Source organism: Aneurinibacillus thermoaerophilus (assembly GCF_900099925.1).
GTDB lineage: Bacteria > Bacillota > Bacilli > Aneurinibacillales > Aneurinibacillaceae > Aneurinibacillus > Aneurinibacillus thermoaerophilus.
On the sequence record NZ_FNDE01000063.1, the window covers coordinates 1 to 7,192 of the forward strand.

9 protein-coding genes and 1 pseudogene are annotated in these 7,192 nt (G+C 41.9%); 8 read left to right on the top strand and 2 right to left on the bottom strand.

What is annotated here, in order from left to right:
- Nucleotides 1–54: 54 nt before the first annotated feature.
- The 3 genes from BLR88_RS18070 to BLR88_RS18080 all read left to right on the top strand — a co-directional run bounded on the left by BLR88_RS18070 (nt 55) and on the right by BLR88_RS18080 (nt 2,559).
- Nucleotides 55–684, top strand: coding sequence for an AHH domain-containing protein (locus BLR88_RS18070; protein WP_091261507.1), 630 nt, complete (start codon nt 55–57; stop codon nt 682–684).
- A complete protein-coding gene (locus BLR88_RS18075; protein WP_091261499.1) occupies nt 681–1,190 on the top strand; it encodes a hypothetical protein in 510 nt (169 codons plus the stop codon). The genes BLR88_RS18070 and BLR88_RS18075 overlap by 4 nt, the downstream gene beginning before the upstream one ends.
- 517 nt (nt 1,191–1,707) lie before the next feature.
- A complete protein-coding gene (locus tag BLR88_RS18080) occupies nt 1,708–2,559 on the top strand; it encodes a replication initiation factor family protein (protein WP_091261501.1) in 852 nt (283 codons plus the stop codon).
- Nucleotides 2,560–2,563: 4 nt separating this feature from the next.
- On the opposite strand, the gene BLR88_RS18085 is transcribed toward BLR88_RS18080, so the two are convergent.
- The gene (locus tag BLR88_RS18085) at nt 2,564–2,764 is read right to left on the bottom strand and encodes a helix-turn-helix domain-containing protein (protein ID WP_091261502.1); all 201 of its coding nucleotides are present in this window, start codon (nt 2,762–2,764) and stop codon (nt 2,564–2,566) included.
- A 174-nt stretch (nt 2,765–2,938) separates the two neighbouring features.
- Here BLR88_RS18085 and BLR88_RS18090 point away from each other — a divergent pair, with 174 nt between their 5' ends.
- The 5 genes and pseudogenes from BLR88_RS18090 (at nt 2,939) to BLR88_RS20450 (ending at nt 6,950) form a co-directional block, all read left to right on the top strand.
- The gene (locus BLR88_RS18090) at nt 2,939–3,718 is read left to right on the top strand and encodes a recombinase family protein (protein WP_091261504.1); all 780 of its coding nucleotides are present in this window, start codon (nt 2,939–2,941) and stop codon (nt 3,716–3,718) included.
- A gap of 128 nt (nt 3,719–3,846) precedes the next feature.
- Nucleotides 3,847–5,075: pseudogene (locus BLR88_RS18095) on the top strand (IS110 family RNA-guided transposase).
- A gap of 267 nt (nt 5,076–5,342) precedes the next feature.
- The gene (locus tag BLR88_RS19800; RefSeq protein WP_175493683.1) at nt 5,343–5,492 is read left to right on the top strand and encodes a hypothetical protein; all 150 of its coding nucleotides are present in this window, start codon (nt 5,343–5,345) and stop codon (nt 5,490–5,492) included.
- 16 nt (nt 5,493–5,508) lie between these two features.
- On the top strand, nt 5,509–5,889 hold the full coding sequence (locus BLR88_RS18105; RefSeq protein WP_057900024.1) for a hypothetical protein: 381 nt from the start codon (nt 5,509–5,511) through the stop codon (nt 5,887–5,889).
- An 854-nt stretch (nt 5,890–6,743) separates the two neighbouring features.
- Nucleotides 6,744–6,950: an SMI1/KNR4 family protein gene (locus BLR88_RS20450; RefSeq protein WP_057900026.1), complete on the top strand. Its 207-nt coding sequence runs from the start codon at nt 6,744–6,746 to the stop codon at nt 6,948–6,950.
- Here BLR88_RS20450 and BLR88_RS18120 read toward each other — a convergent pair.
- Nucleotides 6,947–7,192, bottom strand: a 246-nt coding sequence (locus BLR88_RS18120) for a transposase (protein WP_175493684.1), incomplete at its 5' end; no start/stop codon positions are given. The genes BLR88_RS20450 and BLR88_RS18120 overlap by 4 nt on opposite strands.

Here is a 7,192-nt window from a genome sequence, read left to right on the forward strand (position 1 = left end):
AGGGAATTAGTTGGAAAAGAGAATTTTGACGCATTAACAGACAATAAATGGACGATGGATGATGTGAAAGCCGCAGGCGGAGCATTAGAAAATTTGTTTTTAGGAAGACTTAAGATTGTCAAAAACATCAATAAAACGGTTAAAATTACAAAAAGATTGGATAAAGCGAAACAGCCATTACAACCGCCGAAGCCGAAACAATCCACTGGGAATGCAACTAAGGGGACGGGTAATGTTCCTAGATTAATTCCAGGAAAAACTGGAGTAGTAACTGGAGGAGATTCGACTAAGCTTGGTAAAAACATGATGGAGTCTATGGGACTTTCACGCTCCACGAACTGGAAGGGATATCAAGCGCAGCATATTATTCCTTCGCAAATGAAGAATCATCCTGTTATAAAAAAGATCGGAATGGACTTTGATGATGCTTCTAATGGTATCTTCTTGAGAGTTCCTGCTAATGATGTTAGTGCCATGTCTCGTCACAAGGGATTTCATTCAGTATATAATAAAGCTGTTGAAAGGGCTTTAGACAAAATTGATGTTAAGCAAAGTCCAGAAGCGTTACAGAAGCAAGTCTTTGAATTGCAACAAAAGTTAAAACGACTTCAAGAAAAAGGATTACCTTTGTATCCGAAACAGGGTGCAACAGTGGAACTTTGGGAAAGGTGGTTAAGTAAATGAAGTATGGACCAAACACTGCATTGGTAGAGGAAGTTATTAACTTTGTGAAAAGTGGTAACTTACTTGTTCCAACTAATAAAGATGGGGCATTAAAGAATGTTCATATTATTATTGACTTTGAAAGGGCTAAGGCTCTAGCGTGGGACGAGGAATATGGTTGGACAGACCGTCGTGAGAATGAGATGAGCAAAGTCATGGAAGACTATTATGAAACGGAAGATTTGAAAGAGTACAAGGAAGAACTTGATAAGCTTCTTGATACTTTCGTAATGTACCTTAGAAGAAGATTGAAAGGTATGTATAGTGAAATTTTCGATGATGTCGTAGCCGACTTATACAACTGTGCTTTCAATCGTGCAGTAAACGGAAATGATTATAATTTTTTTGAACAGCTTTTTGAGGTTTACCGAAAAGGAGGGTGGCCGTGCGGCTGGCAAGATAATCATCCGCAAGGTAAATTAACAGCTTACTTTCCGTCTATTAACAGTAGTTTAACAAACGAGTAGGTATGATTGCCTTGATTGAGTGCTGGCTCTTTCAAGGCTTCTTTAGATTATACGAACTACCCAGTGCCGAATAAGTCACTTTCTCTGTTACTAACAAACATAACCCTAATCATGCCTGTACAATATTTCCTTGATTTATTTGTACGTACATCATGGCATGTATTGAAATATATAACCTATTTCCCGTCTCCAATCCTTTCATTTCACCCTCAATATGTTCAGTTCCTATCGTTCTTGTTTTCAAAATCATGACCTTCGTTATCTCCCGTTTCTCTATAATTCATATTTCATGCAACAATTTCAGTCATACATCGACAACTAGGGTGAGAAAAATAATGAGATTCCTTTTAAGAGAATCGCAACTTTTTCTGAACCTGTAGCGATTACTGTGTATAGCAGGACATCATCAATCTGGTAACGTGCCAGTTTATATATCATACGGAAGGTCATGTGGTAAGGGCTAGCCACCTTCCCTCTAATTCAGCGAGAATTCGGGAAAATTTTTGAGGGGGAACACATGAGCAACATCAAGTTATCCATCGACAGAATCGTCATCGAGTACAGAGATGTCTATTGGACATTCTTCAACCCGTTCAAGCAGAGCATCTGTGATTACTATGGGATTAAGGAGTATATCGGGAAAATGGGATTTAAGTACCATCTTCATATTCGGGAATGCCCTGACCGTTACTTCCATATCTCATATCAGCCCTATCATGAGCCAAAGTCTATGAAGCATACGTTACGCATTGAAACGCATCCTGACCATTTGGAGCATTTCCAGCCTATTCTTGATGGATTGAAGGTAAATGCAAGTTCCATCTGGTTTGTCCGCTGTGACGTAGCGTTTGACATTCCCTGCCCGATGAATCAAGTCTTTACTGCATCGAGAACAGGCAGACGCATGAATCTATACGAGGGAACAAGGTACTACGGCAAGAAGAGCCAGCGGCAACAGGTAGGCTATTGCAGAGTGTACGACAAGTGCAAGGAGCAGAAGGAGAGAAAGCGGAAGAAGGTGGTGGGGGCACTGACAAGGGTGGAAATTGTCTACAATCCCGAAGAGAAAATCCCGATTGGTTCGTTAGTTCAGTTTCCTCCCACGTTCAATAACTTGTACTCCTGTTCTATCCTGACAGATGTAACACCATTAAAGCCTGAAAAGAGAGCGATGGTGTTAGCGGTTCAGCAAGGACTAATGACTCTGGATGACTTTATGCCATATCACAGACGAGCCATTCAGCAGAGGTTGCTTGAATCACAGAAAACGGTAGACTTTGACCAGATTGCACAGGAGCAGTGGGAGGAAAACGTGACTGTGCCATGCGCTCTACTATGCGGAATGGTAAGCCGAGTGAAAGCAGGATGATATGTTACTCAATCTCAATCAGGTCTTCAATGCGGATATGCAGAGTTTTACAGATAAGTTCCAGCGTCTCAAGGTATACTCTATCTACCTTCTCGGAACAAAGATGATTGATGGTACTTGCACGAAGACCTGTCATACGTGCCAATTCACGTTGAGAGATGCCTTTTTGCTCCAATATCTGACGGAGTTTAATATAAACTGCCATGCGAACTCCTCCATAAAGAATAAGTGACGCTTAAGCGTACTATTGTTTGCGCTTATTATAGCACTGCTGAATGAAGAAGTCATTGAATGTTACCCTTAAGCGTTATACAATAAGAATAACGATTCGGTTAAGCGTTACAATGATTGTAATTCCTGTAACGGTGGGGGGATTGGCATGGCAAAAGTAGTTGGATATGTACGAGTATCCACCAAAGGACAGGTAAAGGATGGATACAGTTTAGCGTACCAAGTGGAAGAGATTGAGCGATACTGCAAGGAACATGCCCTTGAATTGCTTCACATCTACAAGGATGAAGGCATCAGCGGCGCAAAGGTCGATGAAGATGGTCTGACGATAGACCGACAAGGATTGCAGGAACTATTGGCGAGTCTTCAAACGCAGGAAATCAATCAGGTGATTGTGTTGAACACCTCTCGCCTGTGGCGGGCAGACATGGTGAAAGTCTTAGTACAGCGTGAATTGAAGCGTCACAACGTAGACGTCAAAGCGATTGAACAGCCGAACTATAGTATTTACGTTCATGACCCGAATGATTTTCTCATCAACGGCATGATGGAACTGCTTGACCAGTATCAGCGGCTAGAGATTGCCTTGAAACTGGGCAGAGGAAGACGAAAGAAAGCCCAACAGGGTGGCTATGCAGGAGGTGGGGTCGCATTCGGATATCGAGCCACGAAAGGGCAGAAAGTCCTGCAAGTGGATGAAAGACAGGCGGAAGTGGTGCGCAGACTGTTTACCTTGCGGCGGCAGAACCCTACATGGTCGCTGTCTCAACTTGCTTCCCAGCTACATGAAGAAGGATACCGAACGAAACAAGGCAAATGTTTTACGAAAGTACAAGTCAAGCGAATCATTGACCGTGAGAACTTATACAAAGGTATATACACATACGGTCACATCGCATCCAAAGGGGTACATCAACCCATTCTGTAACAAGTCATAGCTTTACAATATGAACACCATGGACTGGCTAGCGTACCACTGCGGGTCTTCGGACTAACGCTTGAACTCAGGTTGCCGACATGTTGTTCATGAATACCCAAGAACAGGAGTGAAGTCTTGTGCATCATAAACTCAAGCATTTGTACATTGGTGTCGACTTACATAAACATCAGCATACAGCCGTAGTCATCAACTGCTGGCATGAAAAGAAGGGAGAACTGACATTTGAAAACAAGCCGAGTGCGTTTCCCCAACTTGTAAAGCTGGTCAAGAAGTTGGCGAAGAAAGAAGAATTGACTCCTGTGTTTGGTTTGGAAGATGTGGGCGGGTACGGCAGAGCGTTAGCCATATACTTGAAAGACAATGGATACATGGTAAAGGAAGTAAACTCCGCTTTATCGTATGCCCAACGAAAAAGCTACTCGACTACGCAGAAAAGCGACAGTTGGGATGCGGAATGTGTAGCACAGGTGTTACTCAATCAATTGGATACCTTGCCCGATGCGAACCCGCAGGATATTTACTGGACAATCGGACAACTGGTTTCCAGACGGAATGCGCTGGTGAAAAACCTATCCGCTTGTAAGAATCAATTGCACATGCAACTCAGCTATCAGTATCCCAGCTATAATAAGTTCTTCTCCGAGATAGACGGAAAAACTGCACTGGCGTTTTGGAGTCGCTTCCCCGCTCCGCATTGCTTGGCGGGGGTGACAGAAGAGGAATTGACACAAAAGCTAGTGCAAATGCCTGTTCCACCCGTAAAGCGAGAGAAATTCTTACGCTTGTAGAAGCAGACGGAGATACGGGACGAGAGTATCAGGAGTCACGAGATTTTCTCATTCAGAGTATCGTGAGCGACATCCAGTTTAAGAAAAAGGCAATTGCAGAGGTGGAACAAGCCATTGGCAACGTCATGATGCAACTTGATTACAAGTTAGAAACGATGGCGGGCATTAACCTTGTGACTGCTTCAGCACTGGTCGCAGAGATTGGCGATATTCGCAGGTTTTCGAGTCCTGATAAGTTAGCCCGATTCGCAGGGATTGCCCCTGTGAACTACAGTTCGGGCGGCAAAGGACGAAATCAGAAAAGCAGACAGGGGAACCGAGTGTTACACGGAATCTTTTATACACTAGCCGTTCAGCAAGTACAGACAGCGAAAGGAAGCAAGATGCCACGGAATCCGTTCTTCTACGAGTATTACCATAGGAAGCTGGCAGAAGGTAAAACGAAAGGTCAAGCGTTAATCTGTGTCATGCGTAGATTGGTCAACATCATCTATGGCATGATGAAACACAAGACCGCATATGTCGCTCCTGAAGCCGAGCAGCAGAAGGCAGGATGATAGAATAGAAGGTGGGGCTAGTCTACTAGAGTACCCACCTTTCCCTTTACAGGTTGTAGGTTTACAACTAAGGGGACGGGTAAAGTTCCATCTCAGTTTGCCGACCGTGCTAAACTTGAGGCACATTATAAAAAACACGGAAATGAATTTGGTGGAACATATAAGAATGCAGATGAATATTTAAAAGGTGCACAGGACGTAATCAAAAACGGAATTAAGGTACAATATGAATATAAAGGAGAGACTAGAACAGGATACGTGAAATTTATGGGTAACAACAGAGATGGTAAAGCTAAATTTGAGTTTGTAGGTACGAACAATAATGGTGAAATTACCACTTATCATACTCAAAGCGGCAAGAAGTTTTGGAAAACTATAAACGGCAAAAACATTCCGGTAATCAATCCTGTTGAGTAAGAAGAGGGGGCTAGAGATGGAGTATTTGGCATTAGTTAAAAGATTAGACCCGCATATAGAAGAAGAAGTCACCTTAGAGGTGGAAGGAATTGAATTTACAGGTTTCACTTCTGTATGTCCGTATGAAATTGAAGTAGGAAAAAGTTATCCTGTCTCAATCGGTTTTACAATTTTAGATGAGTTAGAGATTAGAGTAATATACGATGAGAAGAAAGAATTGGAGCGTATTGGCTCAGGTTACAAATACTATATTCGAGGTATTTTAAATAGGGACTCAATAGACGCAGGAATAACGATCCTAGATGAAGATGAGTATTTTGCTGATTATCTAGGTTTAATTGGAAAGTATGTGGAGTTGCAAGTTGACCGAATTAGTGTAGAGTTTTTAAAAAGATAGTACATTTTAAGCGAAGCTATAGTTGAGCACAATTGCCTACTATAGCTTTTCTTATTGGTGGGGGCTACCCAGTGCCGAATAGAGCCTTTATTTGACGTAAGCGGCCTAATTAGCTTTAAGGTGACTTTGAATAGTTTTAAAACGTTCGACATTTAAAAGACGGGGAAAGTACATCCTACACTGGAGTCTATTGTACTATGCTTTAATTTAAAACTCTTTGAACTACCTTATAATTTTAAAGCCCCTATCGGCGAAAATCGGGCGTTAAACTTCCAGAAACCGTTGTAGGGGATATTTCGTTTAACTAGTTTTAGATTCGTATGGTTTGAGGAGGGAATGTAAATTTACCCCGTTTAAATCGCCCATAACCATTTTAGAACCGAGGTAAAAATAATATGTGGTAATATCTGCAACAGTCCGTGTTATTTTAATTCCTACATACCGACTTCTCTCGGATACGAAAAAGTACGAATGCCCCCCTACCCTACCACCCCATTCCCCCGCTAAGAGGACGAAAGCGGTAGTTTCCCTCTCTCCACCTATCGTTCAGAAGCTAAAAATAAGAAAAACTATGGAAATGAGCGTTAGGAAGCGTCTGGAAAAGATAGCTTCAGTAACATCCCGTATCCCCTACATAAAAATTTCCTTTGTGTGTAAAGGAAAAGGAGAGAAGGAATCATGAATAGCCTAGAGATGATCTTTAAAGACGAATCTGTCAAACTCGTAGCTTTTGTGGACGAAATCCAGATTTCCCGTACCCAAGCGATAATTTCAGGTCAAAGTACTGGAGATGGAGAGCCAAACAACTCGAAGGGAAAGAATAAGATAATTTGTATTTTCAGGAGGGGTAAAAATTGGAACGTGACGAATTGATTGCTTTTATTCAAGAACACTCTGACGATACGGATTTTACTGGTGGAATCCCCGATGAGGACATCGAAAAAATCGAAAGTGAACTAAAGGTTGAGTTTCCGCAAAGCTATAAATGGTTTCTGAAAAACTATGGTGCGGGTGGACTGTTTGGTGTAGATATACTATATACATTCCAATTGACAGTTTAATAGCCAATACGACGTAGTACTTGTTCTGGACAAGATTGTGTAAAGTCTAAAAATCGCTGAACCGCCTGTTCAATCTCCGATTGATTTTTGTGAAACACGTTTGAAATGACACTATCTTTAAGCCAGCGCCAAAGCTTTTCAATTGGATTTAGATTGGGTGAATACGGCGGCAAAAACAATAAGTAGAGTCTCTGATGATGCTCTTTTAGAAAAGGACGAAGGAGTTTGGCATGATGAATACG

Coding starts and splice junctions, on each gene's coding strand:
- BLR88_RS18070 (WP_091261507.1), top strand. CDS start 55: ATGGATGATGTGAAAGCCGCAGGCGGAGCATTAGAAAATTTGTTTTTA.
- BLR88_RS18075 (WP_091261499.1), top strand. CDS start 681: ATGAAGTATGGACCAAACACTGCATTGGTAGAGGAAGTTATTAACTTT.
- BLR88_RS18080 (WP_091261501.1), top strand. CDS start 1,708: ATGAGCAACATCAAGTTATCCATCGACAGAATCGTCATCGAGTACAGA.
- BLR88_RS18085 (WP_091261502.1), bottom strand. CDS start 2,764: ATGGCAGTTTATATTAAACTCCGTCAGATATTGGAGCAAAAAGGCATC.
- BLR88_RS18090 (WP_091261504.1), top strand. CDS start 2,939: ATGGCAAAAGTAGTTGGATATGTACGAGTATCCACCAAAGGACAGGTA.
- BLR88_RS19800 (WP_175493683.1), top strand. CDS start 5,343: ATGGGTAACAACAGAGATGGTAAAGCTAAATTTGAGTTTGTAGGTACG.
- BLR88_RS18105 (WP_057900024.1), top strand. CDS start 5,509: ATGGAGTATTTGGCATTAGTTAAAAGATTAGACCCGCATATAGAAGAA.